The 17,737-nt window shown below is 39.8% G+C and carries 20 protein-coding genes and 1 pseudogene; all 21 read right to left on the bottom strand.

The genetic code is table 11. The features are described 5' to 3' along the window. Positions 1-518: HipA domain-containing protein (locus T433_RS0112470; RefSeq protein WP_027456033.1), on the bottom strand; the 518-nt coding region annotated here is incomplete at its 3' end. Next, on the bottom strand, positions 511-834 hold the full coding sequence (locus T433_RS0112465) for a HipA N-terminal domain-containing protein (protein ID WP_027456032.1): 324 nt from the start codon (positions 832-834) through the stop codon (positions 511-513). The genes T433_RS0112470 and T433_RS0112465, both read right to left, overlap by 8 nt. A gap of 3 nt (positions 835-837) precedes the next feature. After that, complete coding sequence (locus T433_RS0112460; RefSeq protein ID WP_027456031.1) at positions 838-1,032, bottom strand: helix-turn-helix transcriptional regulator; 195 nt, start codon at positions 1,030-1,032, stop codon at positions 838-840. A gap of 136 nt (positions 1,033-1,168) precedes the next feature. After that, positions 1,169-1,327: a hypothetical protein gene (locus T433_RS16575; protein WP_155808511.1), complete on the bottom strand. Its 159-nt coding sequence runs from the start codon at positions 1,325-1,327 to the stop codon at positions 1,169-1,171. 66 nt (positions 1,328-1,393) lie between these two features. After that, positions 1,394-2,098 (bottom strand): hypothetical protein, encoded by a 705-nt coding sequence (locus T433_RS0112450; RefSeq protein WP_155808510.1) that lies wholly within the window; start codon positions 2,096-2,098, stop codon positions 1,394-1,396. Between the two features lie 90 nt (positions 2,099-2,188). Next, positions 2,189-2,863: a sugar transferase gene (locus T433_RS0112445; RefSeq protein WP_027456029.1), complete on the bottom strand. Its 675-nt coding sequence runs from the start codon at positions 2,861-2,863 to the stop codon at positions 2,189-2,191. Between the two features lie 114 nt (positions 2,864-2,977). Beyond that, the gene (locus tag T433_RS0112440) at positions 2,978-3,769 is read right to left on the bottom strand and encodes a transposase (RefSeq protein ID WP_027456028.1); all 792 of its coding nucleotides are present in this window, start codon (positions 3,767-3,769) and stop codon (positions 2,978-2,980) included. 77 nt (positions 3,770-3,846) lie between these two features. Beyond that, positions 3,847-4,161: pseudogene (locus T433_RS15460) on the bottom strand (sugar transferase); the annotation flags it as partial. A gap of 11 nt (positions 4,162-4,172) precedes the next feature. Continuing rightward, positions 4,173-4,583, bottom strand: coding sequence for a WbuC family cupin fold metalloprotein (locus tag T433_RS0112430; RefSeq protein ID WP_027456027.1), 411 nt, complete (start codon positions 4,581-4,583; stop codon positions 4,173-4,175). A 38-nt stretch (positions 4,584-4,621) separates the two neighbouring features. Next, a complete protein-coding gene (locus T433_RS0112425; protein ID WP_027456026.1) occupies positions 4,622-5,686 on the bottom strand; it encodes a nucleotidyltransferase family protein in 1,065 nt (354 codons plus the stop codon). 21 nt (positions 5,687-5,707) lie between these two features. Then, entirely contained in the window at positions 5,708-6,538 is an 831-nt protein-coding gene (locus tag T433_RS0112420; protein ID WP_027456025.1) for a glycosyltransferase, read from the bottom strand. A 9-nt stretch (positions 6,539-6,547) separates the two neighbouring features. After that, entirely contained in the window at positions 6,548-7,630 is a 1,083-nt protein-coding gene (locus tag T433_RS0112415; protein ID WP_027456024.1) for a polysaccharide pyruvyl transferase family protein, read from the bottom strand. Between the two features lie 2 nt (positions 7,631-7,632). Continuing rightward, positions 7,633-8,490: an SDR family NAD(P)-dependent oxidoreductase gene (locus T433_RS0112410; protein ID WP_027456023.1), complete on the bottom strand. Its 858-nt coding sequence runs from the start codon at positions 8,488-8,490 to the stop codon at positions 7,633-7,635. Positions 8,491-8,496: 6 nt separating this feature from the next. Next, positions 8,497-10,266, bottom strand: a complete 1,770-nt coding sequence (menD, locus tag T433_RS0112405; protein WP_027456022.1) for a 2-succinyl-5-enolpyruvyl-6-hydroxy-3-cyclohexene-1-carboxylic-acid synthase — start codon at positions 10,264-10,266, stop codon at positions 8,497-8,499. Between the two features lie 153 nt (positions 10,267-10,419). Then, the gene (locus tag T433_RS16015; RefSeq protein ID WP_081778494.1) at positions 10,420-11,307 is read right to left on the bottom strand and encodes a glycosyltransferase family 2 protein; all 888 of its coding nucleotides are present in this window, start codon (positions 11,305-11,307) and stop codon (positions 10,420-10,422) included. 50 nt (positions 11,308-11,357) lie between these two features. Beyond that, a complete protein-coding gene (locus T433_RS0112395) occupies positions 11,358-12,200 on the bottom strand; it encodes a glycosyltransferase family 2 protein (protein WP_027456021.1) in 843 nt (280 codons plus the stop codon). A 4-nt stretch (positions 12,201-12,204) separates the two neighbouring features. Beyond that, on the bottom strand, positions 12,205-13,434 hold the full coding sequence (locus T433_RS0112390; RefSeq protein ID WP_155808509.1) for an O-antigen ligase family protein: 1,230 nt from the start codon (positions 13,432-13,434) through the stop codon (positions 12,205-12,207). 93 nt (positions 13,435-13,527) lie between these two features. Next, complete coding sequence (locus tag T433_RS16950) at positions 13,528-14,175, bottom strand: acyltransferase (RefSeq protein WP_052357122.1); 648 nt, start codon at positions 14,173-14,175, stop codon at positions 13,528-13,530. An 86-nt stretch (positions 14,176-14,261) separates the two neighbouring features. Next, entirely contained in the window at positions 14,262-15,518 is a 1,257-nt protein-coding gene (locus tag T433_RS0112380; protein WP_027456019.1) for a glycosyltransferase family 4 protein, read from the bottom strand. 15 nt (positions 15,519-15,533) lie between these two features. Then, positions 15,534-16,511, bottom strand: coding sequence for a glycosyltransferase family 2 protein (locus T433_RS16010; RefSeq protein WP_052357121.1), 978 nt, complete (start codon positions 16,509-16,511; stop codon positions 15,534-15,536). Positions 16,512-16,624: 113 nt separating this feature from the next. Beyond that, on the bottom strand, positions 16,625-17,737 hold a 1,113-nt coding region (tnpC, locus tag T433_RS0112370; protein WP_027456018.1), incomplete at its 5' end, for an IS66 family transposase.

Raw genomic sequence — 17,737 nt, 5'->3', positions numbered from 1 at the left:
ACATCAGCCAACTGAGGATAGGTACCATAATACTTATGCTCTGTAAGTCTATTAGTTAACTGACACATATCCAGCATCGAGATCTTCTCCCCCTTCCGTCCGCGATCCATCCTTAAGGTCAGATACCCCAACTCACCATCAGCCAGTCTGATGAGAGAATGCTTAGCAGTACGAATGCGAGCAGCCTCAGCCATCTTCATTGTCAGGTCTTCCAATTCCGGCAAACAGGGATACTTCACACTTTGCGGCTTAAAGATATACTTACCCCAAAGTCCTACGATAGTAAATTTTGACGGTTCATGCTTACCGCCACGATTTACGTCCAGTGACATTTTCGCCTGTACGCCCGTAACTGATGCACTGGAGCGAATTACCCTCCTAGCCAATTCCGACATATTATCTCGCGTGTATGGCAGCACAGGAACCTTGTCGCTACCGAACATTTTTCGCGCACATTCTGGGTGAAAGTCTGTCAGTCCCTCTTCTAGTTCCTGGTAACAATACAAACACTTACTCATCACTTAATGGTTTTACGCTGATGTTTCCAATACAATCCTTGCAACAAGCCATCAATAGCGACATCCTGTCACGCCGATCAATTTTCCACGAAGCCGATGCAATATCCAGCAGCCATCCTTCAGGAATCAGTCCATCAAATACTGGAAACATCATCTCCTTGTCATACCGATGTTCCGTCAATGGCATTGTTGGGCTCACCGCGACAGAATCCTTACGTGTAAGATAGTCCTCATCATAAGCAAAGTGGAATCCCTCTTCGTCTTCTCTCAGGATGCCACAGAAAACATCATTCACATAGATACCAGCCTGCTTCATACTTTATTTAGTCTTTACAGGTCCCAAACACTCTCCAAACAAAGCCAGCACATCGTTAACCTTGTCCATTCGTAATGTCTGCTTACCTTGTTCCAGGTCCCGAACGAACCTGAGCCCCACACCGGCCCTCTCAGCCATTTCCACCTGCGAGAGCCCGTATTTCTTACGTTTTTCCTTTAAATATTCCGATAAAGCCATACTCTATTATACCTTTTCGGGTACAAAAATACATAATACCACATGAAATTATATCATATCGGGTATATTTTTAAGTATTTTTATTAAAATTATACCCGTAAAGGTATAATTTACGTCCTCTAACACAGTCACACCATCACAAATCCAAAAGCTTCTCGTTGTTATTGTCCAAATTGTCAAGAAACTCATTGAGCTTCTTAGTCACCTCACAGATCTGCTTGTACTGCTCATATATCTGCGTATGAATACCCTCCGACAACAGGCGAGGCATCAACAAGGCAGCCTCATCCTTCATGATGAAAGTCCTTGGGAAAGGTTTATCCGCGTGACGAGGAACCTGCCCCCCTGTCACTGCAGAAAATCAATCAAATATTGAATTAAATTCTTCCTCGCTGATAGACTCCAAAAAGCCTTGAACTTGAGTGCCAGAAGACCTTTTAACCTCTATTGAATTCTGGGTTCCCCATGTCATCATCTTTTCTCCCAATATAGATAATATATATTTATTACCTTCTTTTTCATCTATTGAAGCCAACATTAGGGCTCCAGTTGCATAAAGAAGCTCCGAATCGCCGCTCTCATCGTAATATGGATTCTTATAACGAGGCAATAGTGCCATATCAACATACGGTATTCTCTCCAGCATTGTTGACAACCTAAAAAAATCTTCAATACTGATAAATCCATGAATCCTTGCCTTTGTAAGATTGGCTAAAATTTTCTCTTTATTAATATTGTCCAATCTGTCAACCATTCCCAAAATAACATTTCCGGACAAATCCTCAGCCTTCTTTTGAACCTCCTCAGAAAACGTCACTCGATCTTCGACACTAACATCTGACAATTCAAGTATAAACGAGGTAAACTTTCTAAAAAACTCATTGAGCTTGTAATCTTCATAGTTTTGAAGTTCCTGTGACAAGGCTCCTCCTACGTATGGAATAAGGTTTAATGCAGCCTTCAGCTGATTCTTCCAAAATACTTTTCCTTTCAGTGGACTTAGTTTGCTTAACTCAGGATTTACAATTAATTCAGAGACTACATCACTTATATTTTCTACTTCCATGATAATCCTATTTTTCCTTTTACCTTTCACTATTCAGATTTTTGTTAGATTTTGAATTAGATTTTTGATGGATTTCTCGCGAAGCGATTCCTAGATTATCTCACCATTATAGGTCATATTCCGACCTAAAACCGTACAGAGTATCATCTGTATATCCTTGATAAAGGAATAGTGTCTGTAGTAATAGCAGTTCAGACGCACCTTGTCGGGATAAATCACATTGTCATTATACCATACCGCCAGTTCTTGGTCGGGCATCTTGTCAATCTGCTCCTGTGGAAGACATCTGCCCTCAGACATCAGCCTTCTAACATCTGCTAGCAGCTCGTCCTCCAAACGATATTTAAGTGTAGCCGGTCCAGTGATACCTGGACGAAGCTTCAGCACATCCCTGTCATCACCTTGCAATTTATCTGCATACCCAGGCACATCCGGTCTTGGCCCAACAAAACTCATATTGCCAATCAGGACATCCCATAGCCCAGGCAGCTCGTCCAGTTTCCAGTGCCGAAGCTTTGCGCCAAGGGGCGTGATGCGGCTATCCCCTGCAACACTCACCGTGCTGCCATTGTGCTTCACTGTCATCGTGCGGAATTTGTGGCAGTCGAATAATTTGCCATCTTTGCCTACTCTCTTCTGAACAAAGAATGCAGGTCCGCCCGGCATTTTCACCTTCACCATAATGGCCACTATCAGCAGCACCGGCCACAGCACCAGCAATCCTATCAGGGCTACCACCCTGTCAAACAAAAATTTCAATATCATAGTTTTCAATTATTTTAGTTCCGACCACAATTGCAACCCTTTTTCTGTCAAGTAATATGCCTGGTCTGGGTGCCACAGGGACAAGTGCCACAGGGACAGGTCATCGACACCATTTTATAACTTCTGTATTATTCCGCGTCCTATTCCCGTCAATCGTTCTAACTGTCGATGAGATGCGCCTTGTTCCTTTAAGACTCTCAGCACACCTCTCTTTACCTCTTCGTTCAACTGCTGAAAAGCAGAGGCATTCGTTACGCCAGATTTCTCTATAATCATTTGCCACACCTGGTCATCAGAAGGTCTTTTTCGGGAGGCATCCTCAATATCCAAACAATGAACGTCATCAGACAAAGGTTCATTTACCCAGGCATCAAGCTCTGTGAAGGGAATACGATTCAAGACCACCTGCGTATGGCAAATCTGAAAGACTGGTTCAACAGTCCCATCATACTCACCCCAGCTACTGTATTCATAGTCTTTGACGTGTTCAACGACACCTGCCTTCACTGGATTTTGATGGATATAGCGCATCAAGGTAGTGAAGTAAGACATATCATTTACTGGCTCTGACTTGAAGCGCTCTTTAAACAGATGACCATCGCGACCATACTTCCTATTATAATAGTACACGTAAGAGCTAGCAATACGTTTGATGGTTTCACCTACGCTTTCTTCTCGCTCACGAATCAGTAAATGGAAGTGATTAGACATTAGACAGTATGCGTAATAGGTGCAATTGCTTCCTACAGGAGAGCCCTCATAATCATAACGGACACGCATCCTATCAAGAGTCGCAATAAATTGATAATAGTCCTCTGGATCTTCAAGAATATTCTGATGATTTATCCCTCGCATCATCACATGGTGGATACCTGTTCCAGAGACTTTACGCGACTGCCTTGGCATATATTTGTATTTGTGATTTTGATAACATTAAACTTGTACCCTTTATCTATCTGATGTCAATGACCTGTCCCCCTGCCATTCATTTTGCCAATCAGTACATCCCATAGTCCAGGCAGCTCGTCCAGTTTCCAGTGCCTCAGCTTAGCGCCCAGAGGAGTAATACGGCTATCCCCAGCCACACTCACCGTGCTGCCGTTATGCTTCACCGTCATCGTGCGGAACTTATGGCAGTCAAACAACTTACCATCCTTTCCAACTCTCTTCTGCACAAAGAACGCAGGGCCTCCAGGCATCTTCACTTTTACCAGAATAGCCACAATAACAAGAACTGGCCATAACACTGCCAGTCCTAAAAATGCCACTACCCTATCAAATAAGTATTTTAGTAACATATCCTAAACTTTTATCCTTTATCTGACAAATGTAATAATCTCTCAACCTCATGCGGCACAAACGGGCCTTCTTTGCATTCAAAGAACACGCTCCCAGACTCCAAGCTTTCCACATTGTGCCAGATATTCTTGGGGATATCTACTCCATAGAGTCCTTCCTCTGGACAAAGGACTACACTCTCATCCACAGAACCATCATCATTGTAGGTATTCACTCTAACTCTACCACGAAGTAGCACAAACGACTCATCTTTCGTCGGATGACGATGTATCTCAACCTTCGTTCCTGGTTCCACGGCATTCAAAAAGCGATGGCACTTCTCATCAAGACTCTGATGAAAGTTATAGTTCATCCTCAGCCTGTCTGACTTTTGAGCCTGTCTACTCACGTCATCTAACAACTGTTTATCTATGTGCTTCATTGATCACTATTAACTATAATCTCTTAACTATCAACTAATCAAAGATACCCTTTGCATTTCCTCCAGCACCAATGCCATATTTGCCAAAGTGGTTTCCAAAGCACTTCGCTGGGATAATGCCTGAGGTATCGCAAATTTCTCCTTAACGTGAACAGTCCACGCCTAAAGCGATCATTTGCGGAATAGAACCGATTTCGCTCATCATAATGACCGAAGTTGCCACCCCTCATTATCTCTTCCAACAAGAAGCGCCCCCCTTCTTCATTGGGCTGGCAAAGCATCATCTTTTTATCAATGCCCAAAACCACATCCTCAATATACATTATTGCTCCAACAAATTTTCGCAGGCCCAAATCAATCATCACAGCTAAAGCTTTATCACGTTCTTCTTTTGTAGAATGCCTGAGAATGTAGTAATAATCACAGAGTTGCCTAAGTCCTATTCCTTCTTCGAATATGTGACGGTTTATATGTATTAGAGAATAAACTAAGTTAAATTGAATTGTCGGATAAGTAAAACCCACATTTGCATCCACATTCCCAAATTGTTCCTTGGCATTTTCTTTGAAGAACTTTTGGAGCTTTTTGTTCTTAAACGGATTATACATCCATGATGGTCTGAAATGCACCTCTACTTCAACGTCATCAAAAAAAGCACATCCAGAATGGACATAGTCTATATTTCGAATACCAATATAGTTATTTCTTAGTTTTGTAACTGTGTCTTTCTGTGTTCCATCCACCCATATATCAATATCACCACTCTGCCTAAGTAATGGTTCTGGATATAGCTGTGCAACACCTTGTCCTTTCAATACACAAGTTTTACAATTCCAATGAGATAAAATTCCAGAAAGCATCTCAGCCCGTTGGTTTACAATTCTGTTCTGCTGCTTGATCTGCTCTGACAGCCCTACTGCCTCACAGATAGCAATTCTATCAACGCCATTGACCTTGATACCCTTAATTGCATCAAATACAATCCCGAAAACAGCCTGCTTTTCCGCCTGCTTTAAAACCTCACGGAATTCACTAGCAGATAAAGAACTAGTATATGGCTGGTTTGATAATGCACAGCGAAGTATCTCGAATAGTTTTTCCATTTCTACTAACAGAATACGACATTATGCATTCTTCCTTGCAAAAGTTCTAAATACCCAACCTCGAACACTATTCGGAAGCATTAACTGAATGATGAAACGCTGGATATAGTTTACGATATATTCCTTGCGGGTTATCATGCCCTTCTCCAGCATCAATTTCTTGATGCCAATTTCGCTATCAAAATATTTCTTGCCACCACGTCTGGCATATTGGTCTGCACCACTACGCACATTTACAGCCACATCAGGAATATTGGCGAATTGACACTTCGCCATCATCATGCGAACCCACAAATAGTAGTCCTCATTCCAGAACCAGTCCTGATAATTACCAGCCTTTAGAACTGCCTGTTTACGGAACATTACAGTTACATGATTCAAAGCACAACGGCTCTTCATGAATTCATAAATCTCATCATTCGAAAGAGGCACCTCACGCCTACCGACGATATTATCAGGCGAATCAATAAACTCTGTCATTTGACCACCAACAATATCGCACTCAGGATGTGCTTCGAGATAAGCAAGTTGTTTCTCAAAACGGTCATACAAGCAAATATCATCGCTATCCATACGGGCGCAAATATCATACTTGGCATTCTCTACTCCAAGTTTCAGAGCATTGCCAAGACCGCCATTCTTTTCTAATCGAATGACGTTCATCACATCTGGGTATTTGCTTTCATATTCATGCAACACCTGCTGTAACCCTTCAGGTACAGAGCCATCCTGTACCAATACTATCTCATTAGGTTTCACACTCTGATTCACCAACATACTGTCAAGTGCCACCCTAACGTACTCCGGTTTATCGTTTTTATATACTGATGTACAAACGCTAAATTTCTCCATTGGTATTTTTTAATCCAGACAAGACTGCAGATATTGTTTGCTTTTTTCTGCTTCCTTGGCTATTTGTTCATTTACTGGTGCATAATCAATCACCTTCTCCATTCTATCTCTCAAATCACCAAACTCTTCACACATTCTGCCGCCTAATCCAAACTGGTTCAGAAGAGAACTCATCTTCTGCTTATTGCTATCACGTACCAGAGCTACAAACTGCTTATTGAACTTGATTGACATCACACAGCCATGGAAGGTATCCGTGATGATGTAACTTGCATTCTTCATATATCCAAGAACCTCGAAAGGATGTGGGATTACTGTCTCATCACACCACGGGAAATAGAAACATATCGATATTAATTTCTTTCCCTTTTCTTTAGCAAACCGCTTGATGGCCTCAATCTCTTCCTTACCCTTAATACGATTTGGATATGAATATACAATGATATAATCCTTTTCCTTGGGCACCTTGGCATACTTCTGATAGTCAAACATCAGTACTGGATCAACATTATATGATGGCTCCCTACCAAGTAAACTCTTAACCACTTTGAAGGAGTTATCATCTCTAACTGAGATAGCCGACATTTTACTCATTGCGTTCGCTAGAACATCCCTAACTCCAAATTTATCAACGACCTCAATTGTAGTAGTACCAAAAGAACCAGCATACGAAACCACCTTTTTGGCATTTTTCACATCGCCATACAACTGAGTGGTGAAGCCATAACTGCCATGTTGGTTGAAGTTAAACACCTCATCACTACCTATCACAACAAGGTCATATTCATTGAACGTATGCTTATGAACACCAAGTTCTGGCAAGTACTCTTTATCAAAACGTTCATAATACAACTTCTGGTATTTCATTCTTCCCAAAGAAGAAACAATAGCATTCCAGTTGAAATAGCGTTTTATGGCCATACCAACAAGATACTTCAAGTTTCTCTCCAACCCGGGCAGTTGAGGGCCTGGTTCTATGTCAATGAATTCACACTGATGCCCGAAAGATTCCAATGTAGCTTTTAATGCATACGCCTGCAGGAACGAACCATAGTTCCTTACATGCTGCATAGATAAGATACCTATCTTCATTATTAATCTGTAAAATGTGGTTTCAGATGATTTCCGGCATTAGTATGAATTATCTCGCCTGAGATACATTTACTGGCATCACTCAGTAAGAAGCAAGCCACTTCTGCCACCTCCTCAGGCAAGAAAATTCTGCCTGATGCATTATCCATATACAAATTGCCATCCGATGCCTCAGCATAATCTTTGGTCATGTCGCTCTGTGTCACCCCTGGCGCAATACCATTAACTCGGACACCTTTCTTATAAACTCTTCTGGAAAGAGCCCTTACCAGACTATTTAGCCCAGCTTTGGTCATACCATACGGAATGTCGTAACAGATATCTCCTGTCTCAGACGTAATTAGCAGCAACTGTGCTCCTTCCACATTCGCTTCCCCCTCCTTCATTTCGAGAAATGCTTTACAAAGAAAATAATTACCTCTATAATTGATGTTGAACTGCTTGTCAAAATCATCAACCGTAACATTCTCAAAACTTCCTTCATGGAAACTAACACCTGCGTTGCTCACCAAACAATCAATACCGCCCAATAATTCTTTGCATTGACTAAGATAGTTCGCACAGCTGTCCACATCGCTAACGTCATACACTATATAATGGGCTTTTTCTAAACCCAATGCTGTAACTGCATTCTTCAGTTTGTTTTCATTACGCCCAGAAATCACAACCGAGGCTCCTTCTGCAACAAATTTCTTTGCCATAGCGAGCCCTATACCAGAACCTCCTCCTGTCACTACAATACGCTTCCCTTGCAAGATGGCACCACTACTTACGGACTCCACTTTCACGGTTACATGGGCATTTGGTTGTTCTGTAAGTATAAAACGTGCAACTTTCCTAATGATACGTTTATATCCCATATCTTTTTATAATCTGATGTCTAATGCTTCTGCTATTTTCTTTGCTTTATCCGAACCAATGGTGGCCCTTATAATGTCCTTGCTATGCCTCATTACCTCAGATTTGATATCTTTCGGTCGACTCAAATCATAGAAGTCATAGATCTTTTTGGCATCTTCGCTCATTTCCGAAAACACTTCAAAAAGAATAGGCTGCTCCGAGTTATCATCCATAAACAGTGGCAGGTTCTCATCGAAAGTTTCCTTGTCATTTGCAGTTAGATACTTGAAACCGCACTCTTTCACCCAACCTTCTGCCTTCGTATGATGTCTGGCCGTTGTATGCAGGTCGCTGTTCTCATTACGCCAAATGCCATTATAGTAGAATTCCTCGCCACCATGATTGTTCAATAGCAATATCCTTACGTTCTTCTTAATATGCTTAATTCGAAGAGCATTCATATCGTAGAAGAAAGAGAGGTCGCCAATAATCATAAAGCTCAATGCATCAGTTCCCATCGACTGCCCAAGCAGTGAGGAAAGACATCCGTCAATGCCATGGGTACCAATGTTGGCATATGCTTTCACATGAGGCTGCAACTTAAAGAAATTGGTAATTCTAATGGCGTCGTTGATACTCATGTTAACAATTGATCCTGATGGTATGCGCTCCACCACATTTTTTATGGCATAGATATTACTATACTCAAAATCAGGATACTTAACGCTGTTGCAGTAATCTGTAAGCATAGTATTATAGACACCATCATTTTTTGATTCGTTATCTTTCGTCATGAAATCAAAAAATTCTTCCACACGACATTCAAAGATAGTTGTCAGCCCTTTAAATGCATCTATCACGTTTCCGTCTGGATCAATAAGCCAATGATCAAAAGAGCCTGTGAACTTCCTGAAAATCTCCTTCATGCTTGAAAACATATTATAGCCGAAGGAAATAATAATATCCGGCATTAACTCCTTGAACTTGGCATTCGTAACGTAGCGTCCATCCATACAAACACATGGATTCCATGCATTGGGATTATCAATATTCGCCAAGTGATCAAAAGCTAGAGAGCAGTTATATTGTTCGAAGAACTTCTGTATACCCTCCTTTAGAGATTCCGGCACATGGCTGTTTTGCCCGCTGATAACAAGAATACGCCTACACTCTTTAAGCTTTTTCTTCTTATCTTCCCAAGCAGCAAAATCTCGACCATATTCCAATCTATCATATTTCACAGCATCAACTAGCGTCTTCTGGTTGAACGAAACATTGTACGATACCATCGGGATATTAATATGAACTGGGCCGCTATCATGGTGCATTAGTTCAAGCAATGCTTCATTCACCAGTCGCTGGCAGAAATGGAAGTCATTGTTATTGTTTACTACAGGCAGGTTTACCGATTTCTTCACATGACGGTCGTACATTCCCACCTGATCAATCATCTGGTCTTCCCACTGGCCAAGCTGTGCAGGATCTCGATCGCTTGTCATAATGAGCAGCGGAACCCTCTGATAGAAAGCCTCTGCTACTGGTGGCCAATAATTACACGTGGCCGTCGAGGATGTGCACGACAGCACTACTGGCGCATGTAACTGTTGCGACAGGCCTAGGGCAAAATAGCCCGCACTTCTTTCGTCCACCACCGAATAGCACTCAAAGAAAGGGTCTTCTTCCACCGAATGCACAAATGGCACATTTCTGGAACCTGCTGATAATACACAATGTCGTATATTGTATTTCTTCAGCAAGGCAATGATAATTTGGTAAGACTTTAATTCTGTATACATCGTTTTAAATTTATATTTTTTACATTATCAGCTATTCCTATCCACCATTCATCTTATAATCCTGACATCTTAGGTTTGACAAAGCCATATAAACATCTACCTTATTATTGAGAAAGCAGGAAAAATATTACAGTTATTCGACTTTTGTATTTATTAATGTTTTCTTCTTCTTATCCTTCTATAAAGGTCGATATATGCAGGTATAAATACGTTTACATAGCATATACATTTAAGAATATAAAGAATATTTTTTTGTTTTAATGCGACCAATAAGACCTCAAAAACATGAGCACACTTGATTCTATAACGATTATACATAGAGTATTTACTCAAGACCGACTTCATCTCACAAAACCACTCACGCTTTCTTTTGACTATGTTCTCTAAATTAGGACGATTTGTTATATCATCTCCATGAACTTTGACCAAATGTTCGTTTAGTACCCCTATCTCATACTTCTCCAGGAAATCAACAAAGAACTGCAATTCTTGATGTCTAAGAAGTTGGGGGTTAAACATCGGTGTATTCATCACACATGCTTTTTTGCCTAAAAATGCAGGGGTTCCTATTCCTACTTGGCGCAGCAGAACGTTAAACTGAAGGTTATCACTAGTATATGGCGATCCTTCCCACGTTTTCACTCCATTATAGAAAGAACTGCACAAACAGACACAAGCATCAAATTCTGGATGACTTTTCAAGTAATTGACTTGTTTTTCTGCTTTTTCAGGCTCCCACTCATCATCGTCGTCCAGAAAACCTATATAATCTCCAGTTGCAGCCTTAATACCAACATTGCGAGCGACAGCTCCGTTAATATGTTTATCTTGCATGATAAGCCGGACACGGTTATCACCCTCATATATCTTTAATGCTTTTTTTACTTGTGTTGTGCATTCATCGTCGGGATTATTATCATTGACAACGAGAACCTCAATATTAGGATATGTCTGATTCAAAACACTATTGACTGCTCTTACAAGGGTATCGCAACGTTTATATGTTGGTATTATACAAGATACCAATGAATTATCTATCATACGAATAATATCTTTATAAATTATACTATTTAATTGCCCGATTAAAAGCCTTATTTCTTAACGGCAGTTTTCACTTTCACATACAGTGTAGGAAACAGCACTCCTACATAGCCTATTATAAAATATACAATTGCTTTTATAATGCCTTCCCTTTTCACGCTATACCTGAAATGGATTTTAGGTGAATTCATAGGGTTATGTAGTATCTTCCACCTTTTAGATAATGGTATATCTTTATTACAGTATTGAGGAACAAAAGAGCCATGCCTGTCTGCAATTCCCACATATTGGGGAGTGAGCACAACTTTATACCCCTTCTCCCTGACTTTATAGCCATAATCAAAATCACCACCGCCATGCAAGAAATGCTTATCTATAAAACCAACCTGCTTATAAATAATATCTGGAATCAATACCAGGTTACCATTCATATTCACCACTTCCTGCAATTGCCCGTTAGGTGGGATAAGTTGCTCATCTTTCGTTTGTCCACCGTAAGAAACGTTACCATCATGCCCTTTAAAGGCACCTGTTACAACTACACCATTCGTAATGGCTTTAAACATTATCTCCAAAGCATCAGGAAAAATATCAGAATCATCATTATACCATAGGTAATAATCATACCCCTCTTGGGAATCAACTGCTGTCTTCCATGCGAGATTCATCCCACCACCCCAAAAGAGGCTTCCATTGCCTTCAACAATTATGACTTTCGGGAACTCATTTCTTACGGCATCGGCTGTTCCATCAGAACATCCATCATTAGTCAAATAAACATCAAAAGAGTAATCTTCGCCCAACTCCTCTATGGCTGCATAAAGAGAACGCAAGCCTATTAATGTTGTTTCACGACGATTGAAAACTGTAATAAGTACTGCAACCTTAACCATCTTATTAATTATGTAATTTGAGAATCGGTTCTAACCCACCATCATAGGATTCCGTATGCGATAATCTACTTATTTTTTTATTATATTTCAAAACAACCGTCAAACAGAACAAATATAGCATAAAATAATGCATCTCATTGATATGGAACGGTCGTTGCATATAATCCAGGAATAATATACCAGAAGCGAACATAACCTCCTTTTTCTTCCTGTATCTAATAACAATATATAACAAAGGGAAATAGGTTATAACAAAACCTACAACACCATCTTTTGCCAAGATCTCGTAAGGATTATCAGATATCGTATTACCGCCCATAGTTTCAAATTTCCGACCGCCTTGGCCAAAAACAGGTGACTGTCTAAAAATCGCCTCGGCATTATCTGATTGATCATATCTTTTTGACTGGATACGGTCGCCAGAGAACCTTTCAACAGTATAATACATGAAGTCTGAATTACTAGACAAAGTTCTGAAAGTAACAAACAAGAAAGGAACAACTATTAAAAATGCCAATATCATTGACTTTATCTTCGTAGAATAGAAACACGCAAAGTATATCGGGAGAAGCACAAAATAAGCTGCCGAGAAAGTAAAAAAGAGTGAAATAATAAGAATTACTTCGAGTCTCCTGTTGTCATCTGTCAACTTATTAAACAGCAAAGCAAACATTCCCCAAAAAGCGAATGCGCCAGGTTCATCAAAAAAACCGCCCACACGCATAAAATTCCCTAATACTTCATTAGAACATGTAATTCCATAAAAGCGGATTGCACCGAGACCGCCTTCCGAAGCCAGTGACATAAATGGCTGGAGGATACCTATGAATACAAGTATAAAAGCTACTATACCTAAAACGCCTTGTATAGTTAAAAATTTACAATAGACGCCCAAATATTTAAAGACAGCATCCTTCCATTTAAGCATTAATAAAGATAGAAATGTCAATAATATAAAGAATATTCTTGTAAAATAAGATGTGTCATCAAACAATAAAAAATAAAATAACCACCCTGCGCTTTGTAATATCATAATGAATATTACATCATTCGGAATGCCCTTTCCCTTATGTTTCAAAAACATACAATACACAGCAATAATAGCAAAAAAAGCTATACACAATATTCTTTCATCAGGGAAACCAAAGAATTTATATAACACATAGGGGTACATACTCAATTGCATAAGCAGAATAATCAAGCTTGGAATCCCTATTCTTCTTATTAAACTCATATTTAATTTTTGGACTGTTAATTATTGATTATTTTCCGATGCTCTTTGCATCATTATTAATTTCACGCATATCATTAGAATAGAATCATTCCCCTAGCATTTCAAATCTTTAGGTTGTCTGTACTTGTTTTCATGATCGTCTTCTTGTTTTAAAAATCTTACCACCTTCGCCGGATTACCAGCTACAATACAATCAGGTGGGACATCTTTCGAGACGACTGAGCCTGCCCCTACCACAGAACGTTCACCTATAGTAACCCCTTTAAGAATTATGCTTCGAGCTCCAATGAATACATCATCACAAATTTTTACTGGAGAAATGCCCTTTTTATCATTATTATTCTCCCTTCTGTCATTCCAATCAACAGGATGCGAATCCGTATCCGTTATCAAACAACCAGATCCAATAAGGACATTATTTCCTATGATTACACTCTCACATGCGCATATTGAGCTCCCAGAGATTCCAACATTATCACCTATAATAATTTTGCTTTTGGGGAAAGAAATATTAAAAATACAAGGTTGAAACACACCGATTGTGTTACTCTTTATTGTATTATTGCACTTAAAGTCTTTGCCTATCTTCAATAAGCCATTTCTTTTATTTGATAAAAAATTATTCTTAATAATTCTGATCCTCCCTCTTATTTGCCAACCTTTCCTATATCTTATACCACTAATATAACAATACCAGATAGATGGTATAATTATTCTAATAATTTTTCGAAAGTTATTCATATACTCTATTTAATGACCGTAAATATTTCGACGTTATAATTACCGCAAAAAGTTTTTTCAGCGAATTAATAGTCCATATAATGATATTATAGCAACTTGTAGATATTCATTAATGCAATTGAGTTAGCTACTTTGTCGTGTCTCTGTAGAGCTTCCTTCCTTATGATGGTATTATTAAAGGTAGGAGATGCTCTAAAAAGATCACATATAGCATAAGCCAACATCTCGATTTCTTCGAAACGATAAAGATAACCACAATTTCGATTAGGGATGATATTGGTGATTCCGCCAACATACGAAGCAACACATGGCACACCTAACATCTGAGCTTCACACAATGAATTCGGACTATTTTCTATAGATGAGGGACTTACAAACGCATTGCAACTTAGATATTCATGCTTCATCTCTTCCGCATTTAGTGGACCAAGAAATGTTATCTTATCGTCAAGACCTAATTGCTTAATCAGAGTCTTGATAAAACGACCATATCCAGAATAGCCATATATACCACGAAGTGTATTATCATGTTTTGTTATTTCCCGGCCTCCTACACGGACGGTTAAATCTGGGAACTCTCTCATCACCAGTGGCAAAGCCTTTAGAAAAATATGGAAACCTTTAATAGGATAATTAGCTTGGCTCAGAAACAAAGAAAATTTTGTACATGTTTCATAACTCCAACGGCCGGAATAGAATTCATCTCTTAAAGTTTCATTACAGAAATGATATTTTACATTAGGATTGATTGCCCACACATGAGCACGATCCCAATCTGTCCTACCAATTACATGGTTTACCTTTTTCAGAAGTTCGACTTCAAACTCGCCTCTTTTCTTCATCCGCTTGGCATCATGAATTATACCTCCACCTTGTAACAAATCGCCCAACGTAAGGTTTTGACAAATTGTTCTCACGTTGAGTCCGTAATTGTAGTATTTATAGATAACTGAAGTTAGCCCCTGGATTGATACTATCACCTTATCTGCACCACATTCATCCACAAATGCCAAACCATGCGAAAACTCAGTTCCATGAATATGTACCACATCAGGATTCAAAGCATCGTAAATTTGTCGCCAGTACTTACGATACTCATCATTCTTTTCCAGGTTTCCTTTGCCTAAAGGGAATAGGTAATATCGAATCTTCCTACCCCTCAATTCTGTGAGACTATTAACATTCTGACATGGGGTTGCAACAATTAGTTCTATGTCATATTTCGCCAAAAGTGAATTGGCTGCAGCAAGCATCCAACCGCCAGAAGATTTGAAAGAAGACTGACCGTTGAGAATAGCATTTGCCTCAGGAAACACGATATTAGTAATCCAAAGAATCTTCATCTAATTTGTATAAAATTAATACTTCGCAACACTTAATATTCGTTGTTTTATCTTAGAGATTGTATTCCAAAAGGATACCACCAGGTATTCTTTTCGTTGTCTTATGATACTTGTAATAACCTTAATACAGGGGTCGTTAATACCTAATCTTGCGGCCTCTGCTATAATACCACTTACGTATTCATCTTTTCTTATTACAGTGCCTCTTTGAATAAGATTTCTATAAAGACGCTTCAACCGATATTCACAAAACGCCTTGCTTACCATTTCATTATTAATTAACTCTGGCGATAATAAACCCTCAATACTTTTGAAAAGTAATAGCCAGGATTCATATTTCATTTTGGCATTTGAGCTAGACCCTGTACGAGAGATATAATTGTAACATACTATATCAGAAGAAAGAAAGGCTTTATTGTTCATTGAGGTTGCCAATTCTATCAACATCAACATATCTTCGTTTTGCGTTATTTCCCTTGGGGTGTTCCAAGCTATTTGCTCAAACAAGTTTCTTCTAATCAACTTTGCAACAGGACCATCTGTTGTCTTTACCGTAAGTAGAGCTTCTATGTATTCTCTTTTTTCCAAAAAGCCTTCAATCTGATGCTTAAAAATCCTACCATTTTTGTTTAAAGCTCCACATATCAGGTCGGTTTCATCATTTGCTTGGGTTAGCAGGAGTGAAATGCCAGTGCGTGTCACTGTATCGTCACTATCAACAAACATCACCCAGTCACCATGAGCCTTGCTGACTCCAAATTTACGGGAAGCACCTGCTCCACCATTTGGCTGATGATAGACTCGTACTCTACTGTCATTTAATGCAAGTTCATCGCATATCTGAGCAGTTGCGTCTTTCGAACCGTCATCCACAATTATAACCTCATAGTCAGAGTATGTTTGTGATAGAATACTCGCAACGCAGTCCTTAATATAATTCTCCGCGTTATATGCTGGTATTATTATCGAAATAGTTGGGCTGTTTTCCATCATTTATGAAATTATTGATCATGTAACGTAAACTGTCAATTTTGACGTTCAGGCTTAAAAACAGCCTTTTAGGGCAGCTATCGCTACCTGAAGCGTCTAAATCAAATTAAACTTTATTATTTTTTAATACCGATGGTCATCGGTAACATGTTTTCATAATCTGTTCTTCCTTGCATGATTGCCTTGAAGAATTCCTTAAAATACTCCAGCGTTGATACGCCACACATCTTACACGTCTCGATAAACGTGTGGTAGATAACTGACACTTTAGCACCAGCATGGCTGCCAAAAGTCAGCGAGTTTTTGCGCTCTACAGTCATAGGGCGAAGCGTGCGTTCTGCAAGTGAGTTGTCGATGCAATAACGGCCATCTTTTATGTATAGGAAGAGTTGATCCCAGAAGCTCTTTAGATAGTTAAGAGCCTTCTGCATTAGGTCTCCTCTCATACCATTTCCGTCTGCCAAAAGTTTATCTAACCGCTGCCGTATCTGGGTGATGATTTTGATCGTCTTTTCGCCTTGCCTTTCTTGCCGTATCTGCTCTGGAGTAAGATGCCTCATCCGATACAGTTCTTCCAAATCATACAGCCGTCCGATATTCCTGATAAAGTATTCGGCTTCTTCATCCTTACCTTGCTCAAGAGCATATTTAAACTTGGCTCTTGCATGGGCAAGACAGCACAGGTGATCCACATCCACCAGTTCCTTGTCCAGATACATATAGACATTGAATCCATCCGACTGGAGAGCATCTATCTCGGTCTTGTCAAGGAATCCACGGAGCACCTTGCGACCACGGCTTCCGTCATCGTAGAAGTAGACAGCTATCTTAGCTTCCTTGTTTACCATGCACCAGATGTATTTCTTGCCGTACTTACCGGCTACCTTCACTCTGCACCATGTCTCGTCGCAGTTTACAACAGCACCCTTGGCCAGAAGCTTCTCCTTCAGGATTGGAAGCACCTTATTCAGATACTCTGATCCTTTAACAAACCAGTTGTATACGGTATTGCGGCTGACATTCATCTTATTGTTAAGCAAGCGCACCATCTCGCGGTAAACCGGAGTGTTCATGTGGTACTTGTTGAATACAAGATTGGCAAGCAGCGAGCATGAGGCGTGAGTGCCTGGGATGCGGTCAATCTCTGCTGATTCCTCTGCTTTGGGGAAGTAACCCTTGCGCATCACGCCCTCCTTATCCTTGTAGATAATCATCTCGTAATCGTGCTG

It is taken from the genome of Xylanibacter brevis ATCC 19188 (assembly GCF_000621725.1).
Taxonomy (GTDB): Bacteria; Bacteroidota; Bacteroidia; order Bacteroidales; family Bacteroidaceae; genus Prevotella; species Prevotella brevis.
The sequence above is the reverse complement of the archived record's forward strand: the minus strand, read 5'-3'. Positions and strand labels throughout refer to the sequence as shown.

What these genes read in the sequence shown, in the direction of transcription:
- T433_RS0112465 (WP_027456032.1), bottom strand. Translation starts at nt 834, where the DNA reads ATGAAGCAGGCTGGTATCTATGTGAATGATGTTTTCTGTGGCATCCTG.
- T433_RS0112460 (WP_027456031.1), bottom strand. Translation starts at nt 1,032, where the DNA reads ATGGCTTTATCGGAATATTTAAAGGAAAAACGTAAGAAATACGGGCTC.
- T433_RS16575 (WP_155808511.1), bottom strand. Translation starts at nt 1,327, where the DNA reads ATGAAGGATGAGGCTGCCTTGTTGATGCCTCGCCTGTTGTCGGAGGGT.
- T433_RS0112450 (WP_155808510.1), bottom strand. Translation starts at nt 2,098, where the DNA reads ATGGAAGTAGAAAATATAAGTGATGTAGTCTCTGAATTAATTGTAAAT.
- T433_RS0112445 (WP_027456029.1), bottom strand. Translation starts at nt 2,863, where the DNA reads ATGATATTGAAATTTTTGTTTGACAGGGTGGTAGCCCTGATAGGATTG.
- T433_RS0112440 (WP_027456028.1), bottom strand. Translation starts at nt 3,769, where the DNA reads ATGCCAAGGCAGTCGCGTAAAGTCTCTGGAACAGGTATCCACCATGTG.
- T433_RS0112430 (WP_027456027.1), bottom strand. Translation starts at nt 4,583, where the DNA reads ATGAAGCACATAGATAAACAGTTGTTAGATGACGTGAGTAGACAGGCT.
- T433_RS0112425 (WP_027456026.1), bottom strand. Translation starts at nt 5,686, where the DNA reads ATGGAAAAACTATTCGAGATACTTCGCTGTGCATTATCAAACCAGCCA.
- T433_RS0112420 (WP_027456025.1), bottom strand. Translation starts at nt 6,538, where the DNA reads ATGGAGAAATTTAGCGTTTGTACATCAGTATATAAAAACGATAAACCG.
- T433_RS0112415 (WP_027456024.1), bottom strand. Translation starts at nt 7,630, where the DNA reads ATGAAGATAGGTATCTTATCTATGCAGCATGTAAGGAACTATGGTTCG.
- T433_RS0112410 (WP_027456023.1), bottom strand. Translation starts at nt 8,490, where the DNA reads ATGGGATATAAACGTATCATTAGGAAAGTTGCACGTTTTATACTTACA.
- menD (WP_027456022.1), bottom strand. Translation starts at nt 10,266, where the DNA reads ATGTATACAGAATTAAAGTCTTACCAAATTATCATTGCCTTGCTGAAG.
- T433_RS16015 (WP_081778494.1), bottom strand. Translation starts at nt 11,307, where the DNA reads ATGATAGATAATTCATTGGTATCTTGTATAATACCAACATATAAACGT.
- T433_RS0112395 (WP_027456021.1), bottom strand. Translation starts at nt 12,200, where the DNA reads ATGGTTAAGGTTGCAGTACTTATTACAGTTTTCAATCGTCGTGAAACA.
- T433_RS0112390 (WP_155808509.1), bottom strand. Translation starts at nt 13,434, where the DNA reads ATGAGTTTAATAAGAAGAATAGGGATTCCAAGCTTGATTATTCTGCTT.
- T433_RS16950 (WP_052357122.1), bottom strand. Translation starts at nt 14,175, where the DNA reads ATGAATAACTTTCGAAAAATTATTAGAATAATTATACCATCTATCTGG.
- T433_RS0112380 (WP_027456019.1), bottom strand. Translation starts at nt 15,518, where the DNA reads ATGAAGATTCTTTGGATTACTAATATCGTGTTTCCTGAGGCAAATGCT.
- T433_RS16010 (WP_052357121.1), bottom strand. Translation starts at nt 16,511, where the DNA reads ATGATGGAAAACAGCCCAACTATTTCGATAATAATACCAGCATATAAC.